This is a genomic window from Streptomyces sp. S6, assembly GCF_054880855.1.
This window is the reverse complement of the sequence record NZ_JBTYMC010000160.1, coordinates 1-14,861: the sequence shown is the minus strand read 5'-3', so window position 1 is coordinate 14,861 and position 14,861 is coordinate 1. Positions and strand designations below refer to the sequence as shown.

Here is a 14,861-nt window from a genome sequence, read left to right as displayed (position 1 = left end):
GCGCCCGGCACATCGCCGTCGCGGTGGACGATCTCGTCGCCACCGTACGGGAGTTCCACACGGCAGGAGCTGCCCTCCTGCACGTCCCCGGCAACTACTACGACGACCTCGAAGGGCTGCGGGGCCGGCGGCTTGGGGGCCGGGATGAGGCCCCCCTGGAGCACCGGCAGCAGCGGCGTGGCGATCGCGCCGCCCGCCATCACCAGCGACGCCACGAGCAGCAGGATCAGGCCCGTGCCCGCGTCGATCGTGTTCCGTGAGCCCTCGAAGTTGTTCATGGCGCTCATCGGGTCGACCACGTTGCCCAGCGCGCTCCACGCCGCGAACACGGTGAACGCCACACCGAACTGGCGCAGATCGAGCCCGGCGACCTTCGGCACCTGCGGCAGCACGCGCGAGACGACGACCAGTGCGGCGCCGATGATGCCGGCCAGCACCACGCCCATCATGATCGGACCGCTCGCCCAGGCGCTCGGGAAGTCGAAGCCGTCCGGGGCCTCATCGGCCGAGTAGACGTCGAGGAACGACGCGATGAACAGCAATACCGCTGCTCCGATCACCACGCCGTCGCCTCTAGTGAGGGAGCGGATATTCACTTCAGGTCCTTCGTCGGTCTGCGGTCGTCAACGTAACGACGACACTATCGTCCGCGCGATCGGCCTGTCCGCCCGGAGAGGTCCGGTGAAGCTACCCGCGCAGGAAACTCACGATTCCCTCAGAGATCCCTTGCGCGGCTTTCTGCCGCCAGACGGCGCTCGTGAACTGCGCCGCGTCCTGCCGGTCGCGCATGTTGCCGCACTCGATGAACACCTTCGGAACCGTCGAGAGATTGAGTCCGCCCAGGTCGGTACGGGTGACCAACCCGGTACCGGAACCCACGTAGTTGGACGGTTCGCTGCCTGTCGTACGACGGAAACCGTTTGCTACGAGTTCGCCGAGCCGCTTCGACGGGGCGAGGATCGGACGGGTGTCCGCCGCGCCCTCGTGCACCGAACCCGGCAGGATCACGTGGTAACCCCGGTTGCCCGCGCCCGAGCCGTCCGCGTGGACCGACACGACCGCGTCCGCCTTCGCCGCGTTCCCGATCCGCGCGCGCTCGTCGATGCACGGGCCGAAAGCGCGGTCGCCGTCCTGCGTCAGCTTCACCGTCGCCCCCTGCCCCTCCAGCACCGCACGCATCCGGTGGGCCACGTCCAGCGTGAACGAGGCTTCCGGGTAACCGGAGTCGGTGGCCGTCCCGGTGGTGTCGCACTCCTTCTTGGTGTTGCCGATGTCCACCGTGCTGTTGATCTCGGAGGAGTGCCGGAAGTTGGCGGGGTTGTGGCCCGGGTCGATGACGATCACCTTGCCGGCAAGCGGTTTCGCGGGCGGCTTCGCGTCGGAGGGTGCCGCGGCGGGGGACGCGGACGACGCCGGCGCGCTCGCCGTCGTCGTCCCCCCGCCGCTCACCGGGCCGCCGCCGTCCCCCGGCGCGCGGTACGCGAACCAGCCCGCCACCACCACCGGGACCAGCACCGCCGGTACCACGACCAGCGGGCGGCGGAGCGGGGAGCGGGACGGCTGGGGTTCGAATTCCGGGCCTGTGTACGACACGCCCGTCAGCCTAGGCCCTGTCGCCACTCCCCCGGGGGAGCCATGCCCACATCAGGAGGGCGCCTGCGGTGAGGACGGCGGCGCTGGCGCGGAACGCGAGCGCGTAGCCGTCGGTGAGGGCGGCGGGGGTGGTGCGGCCGTCCGTGCGGGTGGCGGCGACCGTCGCCATCACGGCGAGGCCGAGGGCGCCGCCCATCGTCCGGGAGGTGTTGGCGATGCCGGAGACGATGCCGGTGTCGGCGGCGCCCACGCCCGAGGTGGCCAGGGAGGCGAGGGGGGTGAGGGCCACACCGGAGCCGAGCATCATGAGCATGCCGGGCAGGACGATGTCGGTGAGCAGCTCGCCGTTCGCGTTCATCGTCGACTGCCAGGCGAAACCGCTTGCCGCAACGAGCACGCCGAGGACCGCGGCGACACGCGGGGACGTCCCGCGCATCAGGCGGGGGGAGAGTTTCGAGCCGACGATCACCGCCAGCGAGCTGGGCATCAGGGCGAGGCCCGCCTCCAGCGGCGCGTAGCCGAGGACGTTCTGCGCGTACAGCGTCATGAAGAACCACATGCAGAACGACGTCGAGCCGGTGATGAACATCGCCACGTTCGCCGACGCCACCTGCGGCAGCCGCAGCAGCCCGAGCGGCAGCAGCGGACTCTTCGCCCGTGCCTCCACGGCCAGGAACACGGCGATCAGGACGACGCCGGCGGCGAGCGGCAGCAGTGCGGACGGCGTCGTCCAGCCCGCCGACTCCAGGCGCGATATGCCGTACGCCAGTGTCGCGAGGCCGGCCGTGACCAGGATCGCGCCGGGGACGTCCAGCCGTCGGCTCGACGCCTGGCTGGTCTGCGGGAGCCAGCGCAGGGAGCTCACCAGGACCAGCGCTCCTATCGGCACGTTGATCAGCAGGACCCAGCGCCAGGACATCGTCTCGACGAGGAGCCCGCCGACCAGGCCGCCGGCCGAGCCGCCGCCCGCGCCGACCGCCGTCCACGTCGCTATGGCCCGTGCCCGCGCGGGGCCCTCCGGGACGGCCGCCGTCAGCAGGGTCAGCGTCGAGGGGGCGAGGATCGCGGCGCCGAGGCCCTGGACGGCGCGGGCCGCGAGGAGTTCCCAGTCGGTCTGGGCGAGGCCGCCGCTGAGCGAGGCCAGCGTGAAGAGGGCCAGGCCGATCAGGAAGGTGCGCTTCCTGCCGTACAGGTCACCCGCCCGGCCGCCCAGCAGGAGGAAGCCGGCGAACGTGATCCCGTACGCGTTCACCACCCACTGGAGGCCTTGCGCGCTCAGGCCGAGGTCGGCGCGCATGGCGGGGAGGGCGACGTTCACCACCGAGATGTCCAGCACGACCAGGAACTGTCCGGCGCAGGCGAGGGCGACGATCAGCCAGGCGGGAGGTGCGGGGCGGTGGAGGGTCGCGGGAGAGACGGCCGTGGGGGCCGTCGTGGGGTCTGGTGCGGAGGGCATGGTCGTCATGTTCGCAAGCTGATCAGGGGGTGTGCAGCCGTTTCGCGCAGCATAGGGGTTCGGGTGGGGCGCCTGGGGCAGTGGAGGGTTCCCTCCGTTTCTCAAGAAATGGTCAAGGATCCGCGGGGTGCGCGGAATGCCGGAATAGTTGCCTGTGCATACGTCGTTCCGAGTGCACGTATCCCTCTTCCGGGTGCACAGATCCCCTTCGCTCTACCCGGCCCTTCCGTGGCCTTGGAGGCCCCAGCCCATGTCGCCTACGCCGACCGACCGGACCACCCGCGAGGCGAGCGGTGCCCTCGTGCCGGTCCTCGCCTTCGCGGGCATCGTGGTCGCGGTCATGCAGACCCTGCTCGTCCCCGTGATCAAGGACCTGCCCCAGTTGCTGAGCACCGCGCCCAGCAACGCGACCTGGGTGCTCACCTCCACGCTCCTGTCCGGCGCCGTCGCCACCCCGATCATGGGCCGCCTCGGCGACCTCACCGGCAAGCGGCGGATGCTCATCGCGAGCCTCGCCGTCATGGTCGTCGGCTCGCTGATCAGCGCCCTCACCAGTGATCTCCTGACGATGATCGTCGGCCGCACCCTCCAGGGCTTCGCCATGGGCGCGATCCCGCTCGGCATCGGCCTCATGCGCGACATGCTGCCCCGCGAGAAGCTCGGCTCCGCCATGGCGCTCATGAGCTCCTCCATAGGCGTCGGCGGCGGCCTCGCGCTGCCCGCCGCCGCGCTCGTCGCCCAGCACGCCGACTGGCACGCCCTCTTCTACGGCTCCGCCGGGCTCGGCGTCCTCTCCATCGCGCTGACCCTGCTCGTCGTCCCCGAGTCCCCGATGCGGGCCGAGGGGTCCTTCGACCTGCCGGGCGCGCTCGGGCTCTCCACCGGTCTCGTCCTGCTGCTCCTGCCGATCACCAAGGGCAGCGACTGGGGCTGGGCCTCGGGGACGACCCTCGGGCTGTTCGGCGCGGCCGTCGTCGTGCTGCTGCTGTGGGGGATGTACGAGCTGCGCGTCTCCGCGCCCCTCGTCGACCTCCGGACGACCGCCCGGCGCGAGGTGCTGCTCACCAACCTCGCCTCCATCATGGTCGGCGTCAGCTTCTACGTCGTCTCGCTGGTCCTTCCCCAGCTGCTCCAGTTGCCCACCGCCACCGGGTACGGGCTCGGTCAGTCCATGGTCGTCGCCGGTCTGCTCGTCGCTCCGCTGGGGCTGACCATGATGATCACCGCGCCGGTGTACGCGCGGCTGTCCGCGAAGTACGGGCCCAAATTCACCCTCATCCTCGGCATGCTGATCATCGCGATCGGGTACGGGGCCGGGCTCGGGCTGATGAGTGCGGCTTGGCAGAGCCTGGTGATCGCCGTTGTGCTGGGCGCGGGGATCGGGCTCGCGTACTCGTCGCTGCCCGCGTTGATCGTCGGTGCCGTGCCGGCGTCCGAGACGGGGGCCGCGAACGGGCTCAACACGCTCATGCGGTCCATCGGGACGTCCGTGTCGAGCGCCGTGATCGGGATGGTGCTGGCGAACACCGCCAACCATGTGAACGGGGCTGCGGTTCCGACGATGCACGGGTTCCGGGTGTCGTTCATGATCGCCACCGCCGCTGTCGCCGTGGGGCTGGTGCTGGCGCTGTTCCTGCCGGGACGGGCCAAGACTGCTGGTTCCGGGCAGTTGCGGGCCAGCAGTGAGGAAGAGGCCGGGATTGCGCGGGCCGAGGCTGTCGAGGCTTCTGAGGAGGGGGCTGTTTCCTCCGTTCGGTAGGGGGCGGGCGGGGGCTGTGCCGTCGGCTGCGGGGTTGTTGTCAGGTGCGGGTGAGGCGGGAGACCAGTAGCTCCACTCGCTCGTCGATGTACTCCCGGGGGAGTCGGCCCGCTCGGGTCAAGGTGGCCAGGCCGTGCAGGGACGCCCAGAAGAGTTCCGTGAAGATGCCGGGGTGGACGTTGTCGCCGGCGACTTCCGTGAGGGTCTCCAGCAGGGCCGCGAAGGCGTCCTTCAGGGGTTCGGGGGTGTTGTCCTGGGCGAAGGGGAGGCCGCCGTCCAGTTGGAAGAGGGCGTCGTAGACCGCCGGGTTGAGGTGGGCGAAGTCGAGGTAGGTGCGGGCGAGGGTGGTGGCCCGGGTGCGGGGGTCCTGTGCGGTGGCGGTCGCGGCGCGCAGGGCCGTCGCCAGTTCGGCGGCCCCCTCCAGGGCGACCGCGCCGATGATCTCGCGCTTGCCCCGGAAGTGGCTGTAGAGGACGGGCTGGCTGTACTCGATGCGCTCGGCGAGCCGGCGGGTGGTGACCGCGTCCCAGCCCTGTTGCTCGGCGAGTTCGCGGGCGGTCGCGACGATGAGGCGCTCGCGGCCGGCCCGTTCGCGTTCCTTGCGTTCCTGTAGCGACATGCCCTGATGCTAGCACCGCTAGACAATCGAGCTGCGGCAGGTCTAGCGTTGACCCATAAGCTAGCGTTGCTAGAAAACGGGAGGGATCGTCATGCTCGCCGCACTTGAGGTCGTCACTGTCGTGGTCGTCGGGGTGATGGTGGGGGTGGAGTTCGCCGTCGCCTTCGTCATGAACCCGATCCTCAACGCGCTCCCCGGTGACGCCGGTCAGCTCGGGCACGCCCACGGGGGCCGGATGCTCGGCGCGCTCATGCCCGTCTGGTACATCGGCTCGCTCGTCCTCGCCGGGGTCTGGGCCGTCGCCGGATGGGACCGACAGGGTGCCGCCCTCGTCGTCACCGCCGCCGGGCTGCTGATCCTCAGCGTGGTCATGTCGGTCCTGCTGCTCGTCCCGATCAACAACCGGGGCAAGACGTGGACCCCCGAGAACCGGCCCGCCGACTGGAAGGAGCAGCTGAACCGCTGGCTGCGCTGGCACTACGTCCGTGTCGCCGTCATCGTCGGGGCGTTCGCCCTGCTGGTCGCGGCGCTGGTGTGAGCGGGGGTGCGGGCCGGTGGCGGACGCGTGGTGGCTCTTCGCGCTGGGAATCACTGGGGTGGCCTTTGCGGTGCTGCCGTGGCCGTGGCCGTGGCCGTGCTCGGTGAGGGAGGTGAGAGGAGGGGCGGGGTGTGGCGTTGGTGGCAGGAGCGAGGGCTGGTGTGGGGGAGGGGCCTTTTCGCGCCGGGGTGTCTTGGGAGGGTTGCCGTCGGCTGGGGCTCGGCGGCGACGGGCGGGGCGGGTGTGGTGAGGCGGTCGGTCGGGTGGGGTGGCCTTCGTGGTGTTGCCGTGGCCGTGCTCGGGGAGGGGAGGAGCGGGGCGGGGTGGTGAGTTGGTGTCAGGAGCGGGGGTTGGTGTGGGGGAGGGGTCTCTTTGGCTGGTGGGGTGTCTCTTCGCGCCGGGGGTGTCTCGGGAGGGGTGCTGTCGGCTGGGGCTCGGCGGTGTCGGGTGGGAGCGCCTCGGGGGCTTTCCGGTGCTGCGACGGGCGGGGCGGGTGGGGTGGTGTGAGGGGGGCCGCTCGTCGGGGTGGGGTGGCTTTCGGTGGTGTGGTGGGGGTGCGACAGCATGGGGGCCGTATCGCCGTACCTCTCGTCGTACTTCCGGAAGGAACCCCTCATGGACGCTCTCGCCACCCGACCCGGCCCGGAGATCCTGGCCGCCTTCCTCGGGGCGAAGGGGTTCATGCCCGAGGACGAGGGGCTGGCGCTCTACGCGGCGGCCGTCGAGGTGGGGGCGCTGGGGCTGCCGCTGCTGGAGGTGGGGACGTACTGCGGGCGCTCCGCCGTGCTGCTCGCGGACGCCGCGCGGCGGGCGGGGGTCGTCGCGCTCACCGTCGACCACCACCGGGGGAGCGAGGAGCAGCAGCCGGGGTGGGAGTACCACGACCCCGAGACCGTCGACCCCGAACTCGGCCTCATGGACACCCTGCCCACCTTCCGCCGGACCCTCCACCGGGCCGGCCTCGAAGACCACGTCGTCGCTCTTGTCGGCCGCTCCCCGCAGATCGCCCGGCTCTGGAACTCCCCCCTCGGACTCGTCTTCGTCGACGGCGGCCACACCGACGAGCACGCCACCGCCGACTACGAGGGCTGGGCTCCCCACGTCGCCGAGGGCGGACTCCTCGTCATCCACGACGTCTTCCCCGACCCCGAGGACGAGTTCACCGGCCAGGCGCCCTACCGGATCTACCTGCGGGCACTGGAGTCCGGACAGTTCGAGGAGGTCGGCGTGACGGGGTCGCTGCGGGTGCTGCGGAAGCGGTGAAGTGCCTTGGCGGGGGCGGGGAGTTGACCCGGTCCGTGCTTGGCCGGCCCGGTAAGATCCGCCGGCGGGGAAGGGGGCCGGATGGACCGGAACATACGTACCGTCGACGACGTGCTCGACCTGCTGGACAGCCTCTTCACCCCCGAGGCGAATCGCTGGAGCGACGGTGCCGGCCGCGACTGGTGGAACACCTTCTACGCCGACCGCACCCGCCCTGTCCCCTTCTTCGCCGACAAACCCGACGAGAATCTCGCCGACCTGACCGGACGCGGTCTCCTGGCCGGCGGTCGCGCCCTCGACCTCGGCTGCGGCCCCGGCCGCAACGCCCGGCACCTCGCCGCGCACGGCTACCGCGTCGACGCCGTCGACCTCTCCCCGGCCGCCATCGAATGGGCCGGCGAGCGAGCCCGCGAGGCGGAGGTGGACGTCCGGTTCCATCTCGGCGATGCGTTCAAGCTCGTCGGCGAACGCCCCGGGGCCGAACTCTCCGGTCCCTACGACCTCGTCTACGACTCCGGTTGCTTCCATCACCTGCCTCCTCACCGTCGGATCAGCTATCTGCGTCTGCTGGACCGGGTACTCGCACCCGGCGGGTACTTCGGACTGACCTGCTTCGCCGCCGGAGCGATGCTTCGGAGGATGCGGGAGGTGGGGGAGGGCTCCCCGTACTTCGGCAAGGACTTCTTGTGGGCGGCGCTGTTCCGTAAGGGCGAGTAGCTTTTGCGGTCCATGAAGCTCGGCCGTGAGCGAGCCCGCCTCTCGCGAGGCCGATTCCCCGCTCCCAGCTACTACAGCCAGCCCTGCTGCCGGGCCTCCCGCAGTGCCTCCGTGCGGTTGCGGGTGCCCGTCTTTCCGATGGCCGACGAGCGGTAGTTGCGGACGGTCGACTCCGAGAGCAGCAGCCTCTGCGCGATGTCCGCCACGGTCGCGCCGTCGGCCGATGCCTCCAGGACTCCGCGCTCCCGGGTGGTCAGGGGGTTGGGGCCGGCGGTCAGGGCTGCTGCCGCGAGCGCCGGGTCCACCACCGTCTCTCCCGTCAGCACCCTCCTGATCGCCTGCGCCAGCTCCTCCACCGGACCGTCCTTCACCAGGAACCCCGCCGCCCCCGCGTCCATGGCCCGCCGCAGGTACCCCGGCCGCCCGAACGTCGTCAGGATCAGGACCCGGCAGTCCGGCACCTCGTCCCGCAACTCCGCCGCCGCGTCCAGCCCGCTCTTGCCCGGCAGTTCGATGTCAAGGAGGGCCACATCGGGGCGGCACACCAGCGCCGTGTCCACGATGACGTCCCCCGCGCCGAGTTGGGCGACCACCTCGATGTCCGGCTCCATCCCCAGCAGCAGCGCCAGCGCGCCCCGCATCATGCCCTGGTCCTCCGCCAGCAGTACCCGGATGGACTTCGAGGGACGGTGACTGCTCGGCATCTCGCTCGCGGCCGGGTCACTCGGGACGTACGGCGAGTTCAGGGGGCTGCTGGTCACGGGGACAGCCTAGGGCCGGCGCCGGGGGAGGGCGCGGTGTGGCGGGACTCGTGGGTGGGGCGCACGGTGTACACGCCCGGCGCACAGGGCTCGGGGTGCCAGCCGTCCACACTTCCGGCACCGAGCACCGGGTCCCAGCGGGTACCTCGGCCGTTGTGCTCCTCGTGTTCGTCGGCGTCCGTCGGCAGTTCCGCCGTCACTGTGAACCCGCCTCGCACGCCTGGTCCGGCCTCCAGTGTGCCGCCGGCTGCGGCGAGGCGTTCGCGGAGACCGATGAGGCCGGTGCCGCAGGTCGGAGGGCGGGGGTTGGTGTCGAGGGCGGCGGAGTCGGAGGTACCGGTGTCGCCCTCGTCGGTGGTTGCCGGAGCCGTGCGGTGAGGTGCCTTCAGGAGTGGTCCGTCGTCCGTCACTGTCAGGCACGCTCGGTCCTGGGTTCCCGTGAGGACGATCGCGCAGTGGGTGGCGCCGCTGTGGCGGACGATGTTGGTGACGGCCTCGCGGACGACCCAGCCGAGGAGGGCCGCTGTCTGGGGGGAGAGGGGCGGGCCGGACTCGGTGATGGTGGGGGTGATGCCGGCGGTGGCGAGGGTCGAGCGGGAGCGGTCCAGTTCGGTGGTGAACGTGCTCTCGCGGTAGCCGGTGACCGCCTCGCGGATCTCCGTGAGCGCCTGGCGGCCGACCGACTCGATGTCCGTGATCTGTGTCAGCGCCGCGTCCAGGTTCCGAGGGGCCAGGCGGCGGGCGGCCTCCGACTTCACGACGATCACCGAGAGGGTGTGGCCGAGGAGGTCGTGCAGGTCCCGGGAGAAGCGGAGCCGCTCCTTCTCCACCGCCCTCCGCGCCAGCTCCTCGCGGGCCGAGCGCAGTTCCCGCACGGTGTCCGTGAGGGAGAGGACGGCCGCCGTCACCAGCGTCGAGATCCACGTCGTGTACGCCGTGCCGAAGCCGTCCCAGCCCTCCCGCACCACGCCGACCGTCCCCCCGAGGACGGCGAGGGCGAGGCTCGTCCAGAGAAGGTGTGACGTCCTCACCGCAGCGCCTGCCGCGAGGCCGAGCAGGGGGAAGAAGAGCAGCCAGGCGCCGCCGTAGCCGATCGCCAGGGCGCAGGTCACCAGTGTGAGGAGCGCGAGGGCGATCCGGGTCGACGTCGACTCCCTGGTTTCGCGGAGGAAGGCGCGGAAGACGACGTAGATGTAGAGCGAGTTGAAGGTGAGCAGTCCCAGGCCGCCGATCCACGGGTTCGGGGTCTCGGGCTGGAAGAGGTTCGAGAAGGCGCCGAGGCCGATCAGCAGCCAGGGCAGCATGCTGAAGCCGTTGAGTGTGAAGTCCTTGGGCTCGGGGGCTCTCCCCGGTCCGCATTTCCTGTCTGACTTGTCCGACCTGTTCATCCTGCGATTCCCCCGTCCGGTACGCCGCCGATGCGCGGTCGATTGCTGTGAGTCACGACGCTACGCGCCTCCCACCCCCACCCGGCAGAACCGTCCGTACCGACTCCGGCAGTACAAATGTCACAACCCGCGACCCCTCCGCGGCGACGGCATCTGATGACACGTCAGGAGCCTTCCCATTCAAACTGCCCTCGGCTATACCTAGGGCGCCGGACTGGAACCTGTTCCAGTCCGGACCGTGACGACCTCGGTGCGGCCGACGGTGCGGACAGCCGTACCGAGGTCTTGGGCCCACCCCGCAGCCGGCACCGCACAGCCGTCACCGCACGGCCGCCGACGCGCCACCCCGCAAGCCCCGCCCCCAGGGAGCCCCCTTGCCCATCGACGCAGCCGAAGCCCTCGCCGCCGCCCCCCGCACCGGCGAGATCGCCTGGACCCGCAAGGACGTGCAGCTCTACCACCTCGGCATCGGCGCCGGCCGCCCGGCGACCGACCCCGACGAACTGCGCTACACCCTGGAATCACGCCTGCACGTCCTGCCGAGCTTCGCGACCGTCGCCGGAAACGGCTCACCCGGAGTGATCAGCGGCCTCTCGATGCCGGGCGTCGACGTCGACCTGTCCCGCGTCCTGCACGGCGGACAGTCCCTGACGATCCACCGCCCGCTCCCCGCCGAGGGCACCGCCACCGCCACCGGCCGCATCGCCGCCGTGTACGACAAGGGCAAGGCGGCCGTCCTGGTCATGCGCACCGAAGTCGCCGACACCGAAGGGCCGTTGTGGACCGGTGACGCCCACATCTTCGTCCGGGGCGAGGGCGGCTGGGGCGGCGACCGAGGCCCCGCCGGGCGACTCGAACCCCCCACCGGCGAACCGGACTTGACCGTCGAACGCCCGATCCGCGAGGACCAGGCCCTCCTGTACCGCCTCTCCGGCGACCACAACCCCCTGCACGCCGACCCCGACTTCGCCAAACGCGCCGGATTCGAACGGCCCATCCTGCACGGCCTGTGCACGTACGGCATGACGCTGAAGGCCGTCGTGGACACGGTGTTGGACGGAGACGTGAGCCAAGTCCGGTCCTACGACACGCGGTTCGCCGGAGTCGTGTACCCGGGGGAGACGCTGCGGGTGCGGATGTGGCGCGGCGAGGGAGCTGTGCGGGTCGCGGTCGGCGCCGTCGAGCGGGACGACGCGCCGGTCCTCGTCGACACGATCGTCCGACACGCATGATCCCGACCCGCGTTGTCCCAACACGCCTGAACCCAGCGTGACTCGACAGAAAGCCTTGAGGGGAGCCGCAGCCATGCGCGCAGCCGTACTGCACGAGATCGGTCAGGACAAGCTGGAGGTTCTCGACGACGTCGAGGCCGTGGGGTTCGGGCCCGGCAGGGTCCGGATCCGGGTGCGGGCCACGGGGCTGTGCCACTCGGACCTGTCCGCGATGAGCGGGGTGCTGCCGCAGCCGGGGCCGTTCGTGCCGGGACACGAGGGGGCCGGTGAGATCCTCGAAGTCGGGGAAGGCGTCGGCAACTTGGCGGTCGGCGACCGGGTCGTCGTCTGCTGGCTGCCCGCCTGCGGTGCCTGCCCCGCCTGCAAGCGCGGTCAGACCGAGCTGTGCCTCGCCGGGTTCATGAACGCCGGAACCCCCAACTTCCGTCGCCCTGGCGGCGATGTGTTCGGCTTCGCCGGGACCGGCACCTTCGCGGAAGAGGTCGTCGTCGACGCCGGGTGCGCGGTGCCGATCCCTGAGGACGTCCCCTTCGACATCGCCGCCCTCATCGGCTGCGGGGTGACGACGGGACTCGGCGCCGCCCTCAACACCGCCGACGTGGAAGCCGGTTCGTCCGTCGCCGTGATCGGCTGCGGGGGCGTCGGCATCTCCGCGATACAGGGCGCGCGGCTCAAGGGGGCCGCCGAGATCGTCGCCGTCGACCCGGTGGAGTCCCGCCGCGAGGCCGCTCTCAAGTTCGGCGCGACAAAGGCGGTTTCGCCCGAGGAGCTGCCCGGTGCGAAGCAACTCGTCACCGGCGGCGAAGGGTTCGACTACGTCTTCGAGGTCGTCGGCCGCTCCGCCACCGCCCGCACCGCCTACGAGACCACCCGGCGCGGCGGCACCCTCGTCGTCGTCGGCGCGGGAGCGATGGACGACTTCCTCCAACTCAACATGTTCGAGCTGTTCTTCGACGAGAAGCGGATCCTGCCGTCCATGTACGGCGGCGGTGACGTCCTGCGCTCCTACGAGCGGACGATCGCCCTCTGGCGGGCCGGCCGGATCGACCTCGCCGGGCTCATCACGCACCGCGTCCCGCTCGCCGACGTCAACGAGGCCCTCGACCAGATGCGCACCGGGACCGCCCTGCGCACCTGCATCGAGATCTGAGGAGACGTCATGTCACGTCCCCTGGAAGGACTTTCGGCGATCGTCACCGGCGCAGGACGCGGACTCGGGCGAGCCGAGGCGCTGGAGCTGGCCCGGCTCGGTGCGGCCGTCGTCGTCAACGACTACGGACAGGCCGGCCGCGACGGCTCCGGCGAGGCGTCCGCCACCCCGGCGGAGGAGGTGGCCGCCGAGATCCGGGCCGGGGGAGGTGCGGCCGTCGCGCACACCGGCGACGTCTCCGACTTCCAACAGGCCCGCGAACTGGTCGAGTCGGCCATCGAGAGGTACGGCCGGCTGGACGTCCTCGTCAACAACGCGGGCATCCTGCGCGACCGGATGGTCTTCTCCATGACCGAGGGGGAGTGGGACGCCGTCGTCCGCGTCCACCTCAAAGGGCACTTCAACACGACCCGGTTCGCCGCCGCCCACTGGCGGGAACGCGCGAAGCGGGAAGGTGGGCCGGTGTACGGGCGGATCGTCAACACCTCGTCCGAGGCCTTTCTCGCGGGGTCGGCCGGGCAGCCCAACTACGCTGCCGCGAAAGGGGGGATCGTCGGGCTCACCGTCTCCACCGCCCTCGCCCTCACCAAGTACGGCGTCACCGCCAACGTCATCTGCCCCCGCGCGCGCACCCGCATGACCGAGGACGTCTTCGCGTCGGCCGAGGAAACCGACCAGGGCATCGACCCGCTCTCCCCCGAGCATGTCGCCCCCCTCGTCGGCTACTTGGCCTCCCCGGCGGCCGGCCGCGTCAACGGTCAGCTCCTCGTCGTCCACGGCGGAATGGTCGCCGTCGTCGAACGGCCGCGCGTACGGGCCAAGTTCGACAGCAAGCAGGACGCGTTCACGTACGACGAGCTGGACGCCGTACTCACCCCGCACTATGCCGAGCGGCCGAGCGGGGAGACGTTCGGGGCGGCGGAAGTGCTGGGGCTGCGGCGGGAGTAGGACTCATCCGGCCAGCTCCGCCCTGATCGCCTCCGCCGCCCGCCCCTGCCGCTCGTCCCCCGACGGCAACCGTGCGGCAGGAGCCGGCCAGAGCGGGCCGAACGAGTCCCCGTGCCAGCGCGGCACCAGATGCACATGGAGATGGAAGACCGTCTGAGTGGCCGCCGCCCCCGCCGAGTTGACGACGTTCAGCCCGTCGGGGGAGAGCGCGCGGCGGAGGGCGGGGGCCAACTTGAGGAGGGCCGAGGTGAGATGGTGCGCCTCGGACTCCGACAGGTCCCACAAGTCCCGGACATGGGCACGGGGGACGAGCAAGGTGTGGCCGACTGCCGCCGGGTACAAGGGAAGGAACGCGAGAGTCCGGTCGTCCGCATAGACGATCTCGGCGGGACCGTCACCCGCGACGATGTCGCAGAAGACACAGTCCCGCCCGGCAACCCCTTCACCCCGCATGCGCCCCCCTCAATACAAAGGCCCCGCCGATCACCGGAAGGTGACCAGCGGGGCCCGCTGTGTGTGAACCGCCTCGGACCGGCCGGTCTTACGCGGCGGCCGTCTCGGCCTGTTCCGTCGGCCTGCGGTGCCGGCCGTGCGGTGCGGTCTGGCTGTCGTGGTCCGCCTGGGACCCGCGGTGCCGGCCGTGGCCGGTGGCCTCGGGGCCCTGCGTGTCGGCGGACAGCGGCTGCGTGGTGCTTGCGTCGCTCATCGGAGTCTTCCACCCGTCAACATGATCTCTTACAGGCCGGGGAGTCTACCGAGGGACACTGACAACGGGCCCGGCGATCAACTGCCGCCGCCTACTTCGTTACAAGTTTGTCGAGTGGCGCCTGCTGCAAGGGGACCGGACGCGCCACCACCGCCTCCCGCCGCACCTCGACCCCCTCCCACGCCCGCACCCGCGCCACCCCGCACGGCTCACCCCCCGACGAGTACGGCAACCCCAGCACCCCCTCCGCCGACCACCACCCGCTCCCCGTCAGCCACCCCTCCGGCGCCGCGACCTGCCGCACCCGCCGGTCCGCCGCCCGCCACATCCCCACCCACCGCCCGAACGCCCCGTCGATCCGCAGCGCCACCGCGCAGCTCTCCGGCAGCAGCACCTGCCCCGGCTGCACGGCGAACGGCGTCACCGAACACCCCGGCAGCCGCAGCGACTCGGGGAAGCGGACCGGCAGCGTGCTGCCCAACACCCCCCACCCGAGCCGGTGTTCGCCCGGCGCGTCGGAGCGGATCAGCAGAAGTCCGCTGTCGGGGTCGGCGAGCAGCAGCCGGTCGTCGCTGTCCTCGGTGATCTGGAGCAGCGGGGTGACGGCGCCGTCGCGGCCGAGGTCGATCACCACCGCCTTGGTCCGGCCGCCCAGTTCACGGTCGACGGCCAGCAGCCGGCCCGCCGGGTCCAGCCAGACCCCGCCGGTGCACCGGCCCGGCACCCGCGCC

At 71.3% G+C, this 14,861-nt stretch carries 14 protein-coding genes and 2 pseudogenes; 7 read left to right on the top strand and 9 right to left on the bottom strand.

Annotated features, from left to right (window positions below):
* The 3 genes and pseudogenes from ACVNF4_RS21595 to ACVNF4_RS21585 form a co-directional block, all read right to left on the bottom strand.
* A pseudogene (locus tag ACVNF4_RS21595) lies at positions 1-563 on the bottom strand (hypothetical protein); the annotation flags it as partial.
* A gap of 124 nt (positions 564-687) precedes the next feature.
* Positions 688-1,593 (bottom strand): N-acetylmuramoyl-L-alanine amidase, encoded by a 906-nt coding sequence (locus ACVNF4_RS21590; protein ID WP_461804506.1) that lies wholly within the window; start codon positions 1,591-1,593, stop codon positions 688-690.
* Positions 1,594-1,603: 10 nt separating this feature from the next.
* Positions 1,604-3,058, bottom strand: coding sequence for an MFS transporter (locus tag ACVNF4_RS21585; RefSeq protein WP_461804505.1), 1,455 nt, complete (start codon positions 3,056-3,058; stop codon positions 1,604-1,606).
* 241 nt (positions 3,059-3,299) lie between these two features.
* On the opposite strand from ACVNF4_RS21585, the gene ACVNF4_RS21580 reads away from it, so the two are divergent.
* The gene (locus tag ACVNF4_RS21580) at positions 3,300-4,808 is read left to right on the top strand and encodes an MFS transporter (protein WP_461804504.1); all 1,509 of its coding nucleotides are present in this window, start codon (positions 3,300-3,302) and stop codon (positions 4,806-4,808) included.
* Between the two features lie 40 nt (positions 4,809-4,848).
* On the opposite strand, the gene ACVNF4_RS21575 is transcribed toward ACVNF4_RS21580, so the two are convergent.
* Positions 4,849-5,427 carry a TetR/AcrR family transcriptional regulator gene (locus tag ACVNF4_RS21575; protein ID WP_461804503.1) on the bottom strand — a complete coding sequence of 193 codons (579 nt, stop codon included), beginning with the start codon at positions 5,425-5,427 and terminating at the stop codon, positions 4,849-4,851.
* Positions 5,428-5,518: 91 nt separating this feature from the next.
* On the opposite strand from ACVNF4_RS21575, the gene ACVNF4_RS21570 reads away from it, so the two are divergent.
* From ACVNF4_RS21570 to ACVNF4_RS21560, 3 genes are all read left to right on the top strand, one after another.
* Positions 5,519-5,965 (top strand): anthrone oxygenase family protein, encoded by a 447-nt coding sequence (locus ACVNF4_RS21570; RefSeq protein ID WP_461804502.1) that lies wholly within the window; start codon positions 5,519-5,521, stop codon positions 5,963-5,965.
* 615 nt (positions 5,966-6,580) lie between these two features.
* Positions 6,581-7,228 (top strand): class I SAM-dependent methyltransferase, encoded by a 648-nt coding sequence (locus ACVNF4_RS21565; protein WP_461804501.1) that lies wholly within the window; start codon positions 6,581-6,583, stop codon positions 7,226-7,228.
* Positions 7,229-7,309: 81 nt separating this feature from the next.
* Positions 7,310-7,945 carry a class I SAM-dependent methyltransferase gene (locus ACVNF4_RS21560; protein WP_461804500.1) on the top strand — a complete coding sequence of 212 codons (636 nt, stop codon included), beginning with the start codon at positions 7,310-7,312 and terminating at the stop codon, positions 7,943-7,945.
* A 71-nt stretch (positions 7,946-8,016) separates the two neighbouring features.
* On the opposite strand, the gene ACVNF4_RS21555 is transcribed toward ACVNF4_RS21560, so the two are convergent.
* Together ACVNF4_RS21555 and ACVNF4_RS21550 are read right to left on the bottom strand one after the other, a co-directional pair.
* Positions 8,017-8,649 carry a response regulator gene (locus ACVNF4_RS21555; protein ID WP_461804507.1) on the bottom strand — a complete coding sequence of 211 codons (633 nt, stop codon included), beginning with the start codon at positions 8,647-8,649 and terminating at the stop codon, positions 8,017-8,019.
* A 53-nt stretch (positions 8,650-8,702) separates the two neighbouring features.
* Complete coding sequence (locus ACVNF4_RS21550; RefSeq protein ID WP_461804499.1) at positions 8,703-10,094, bottom strand: histidine kinase; 1,392 nt, start codon at positions 10,092-10,094, stop codon at positions 8,703-8,705.
* A gap of 374 nt (positions 10,095-10,468) precedes the next feature.
* Here ACVNF4_RS21550 and ACVNF4_RS21545 point away from each other — a divergent pair, with 374 nt between their 5' ends.
* The 3 genes from ACVNF4_RS21545 to ACVNF4_RS21535 all read left to right on the top strand — a co-directional run bounded on the left by ACVNF4_RS21545 (position 10,469) and on the right by ACVNF4_RS21535 (position 13,424).
* Entirely contained in the window at positions 10,469-11,326 is an 858-nt protein-coding gene (locus ACVNF4_RS21545) for a MaoC/PaaZ C-terminal domain-containing protein (protein ID WP_461804498.1), read from the top strand.
* A gap of 73 nt (positions 11,327-11,399) precedes the next feature.
* Positions 11,400-12,476 (top strand): Zn-dependent alcohol dehydrogenase, encoded by a 1,077-nt coding sequence (locus ACVNF4_RS21540; RefSeq protein ID WP_461804497.1) that lies wholly within the window; start codon positions 11,400-11,402, stop codon positions 12,474-12,476.
* A gap of 9 nt (positions 12,477-12,485) precedes the next feature.
* On the top strand, positions 12,486-13,424 hold the full coding sequence (locus ACVNF4_RS21535; RefSeq protein WP_461804496.1) for a 3-oxoacyl-ACP reductase: 939 nt from the start codon (positions 12,486-12,488) through the stop codon (positions 13,422-13,424).
* 3 nt (positions 13,425-13,427) lie between these two features.
* Here ACVNF4_RS21535 and ACVNF4_RS21530 read toward each other — a convergent pair whose 3' ends face one another.
* The 3 genes and pseudogenes from ACVNF4_RS21530 to ACVNF4_RS21520 all read right to left on the bottom strand — a co-directional run.
* Positions 13,428-13,877, bottom strand: coding sequence for an HIT family protein (locus ACVNF4_RS21530; RefSeq protein ID WP_461804495.1), 450 nt, complete (start codon positions 13,875-13,877; stop codon positions 13,428-13,430).
* A gap of 88 nt (positions 13,878-13,965) precedes the next feature.
* The gene (locus tag ACVNF4_RS21525; RefSeq protein WP_461804494.1) at positions 13,966-14,130 is read right to left on the bottom strand and encodes a hypothetical protein; all 165 of its coding nucleotides are present in this window, start codon (positions 14,128-14,130) and stop codon (positions 13,966-13,968) included.
* Positions 14,131-14,221: 91 nt separating this feature from the next.
* A pseudogene (locus tag ACVNF4_RS21520) lies at positions 14,222-14,861 on the bottom strand (hypothetical protein); the annotation flags it as partial.

Coding starts and splice junctions, on each gene's coding strand:
- ACVNF4_RS21580 (WP_461804504.1), top strand. CDS start 3,300: ATGTCGCCTACGCCGACCGACCGGACCACCCGCGAGGCGAGCGGTGCC.
- ACVNF4_RS21585 (WP_461804505.1), bottom strand. CDS start 3,058: ATGACGACCATGCCCTCCGCACCAGACCCCACGACGGCCCCCACGGCC.
- ACVNF4_RS21555 (WP_461804507.1), bottom strand. CDS start 8,649: ATGCCGAGCAGTCACCGTCCCTCGAAGTCCATCCGGGTACTGCTGGCG.
- ACVNF4_RS21540 (WP_461804497.1), top strand. CDS start 11,400: ATGCGCGCAGCCGTACTGCACGAGATCGGTCAGGACAAGCTGGAGGTT.
- ACVNF4_RS21575 (WP_461804503.1), bottom strand. CDS start 5,427: ATGTCGCTACAGGAACGCAAGGAACGCGAACGGGCCGGCCGCGAGCGC.
- ACVNF4_RS21530 (WP_461804495.1), bottom strand. CDS start 13,877: ATGCGGGGTGAAGGGGTTGCCGGGCGGGACTGTGTCTTCTGCGACATC.
- ACVNF4_RS21535 (WP_461804496.1), top strand. CDS start 12,486: ATGTCACGTCCCCTGGAAGGACTTTCGGCGATCGTCACCGGCGCAGGA.
- ACVNF4_RS21525 (WP_461804494.1), bottom strand. CDS start 14,130: ATGAGCGACGCAAGCACCACGCAGCCGCTGTCCGCCGACACGCAGGGC.
- ACVNF4_RS21570 (WP_461804502.1), top strand. CDS start 5,519: ATGCTCGCCGCACTTGAGGTCGTCACTGTCGTGGTCGTCGGGGTGATG.
- ACVNF4_RS21565 (WP_461804501.1), top strand. CDS start 6,581: ATGGACGCTCTCGCCACCCGACCCGGCCCGGAGATCCTGGCCGCCTTC.
- ACVNF4_RS21550 (WP_461804499.1), bottom strand. CDS start 10,094: ATGAACAGGTCGGACAAGTCAGACAGGAAATGCGGACCGGGGAGAGCC.
- ACVNF4_RS21560 (WP_461804500.1), top strand. CDS start 7,310: ATGGACCGGAACATACGTACCGTCGACGACGTGCTCGACCTGCTGGAC.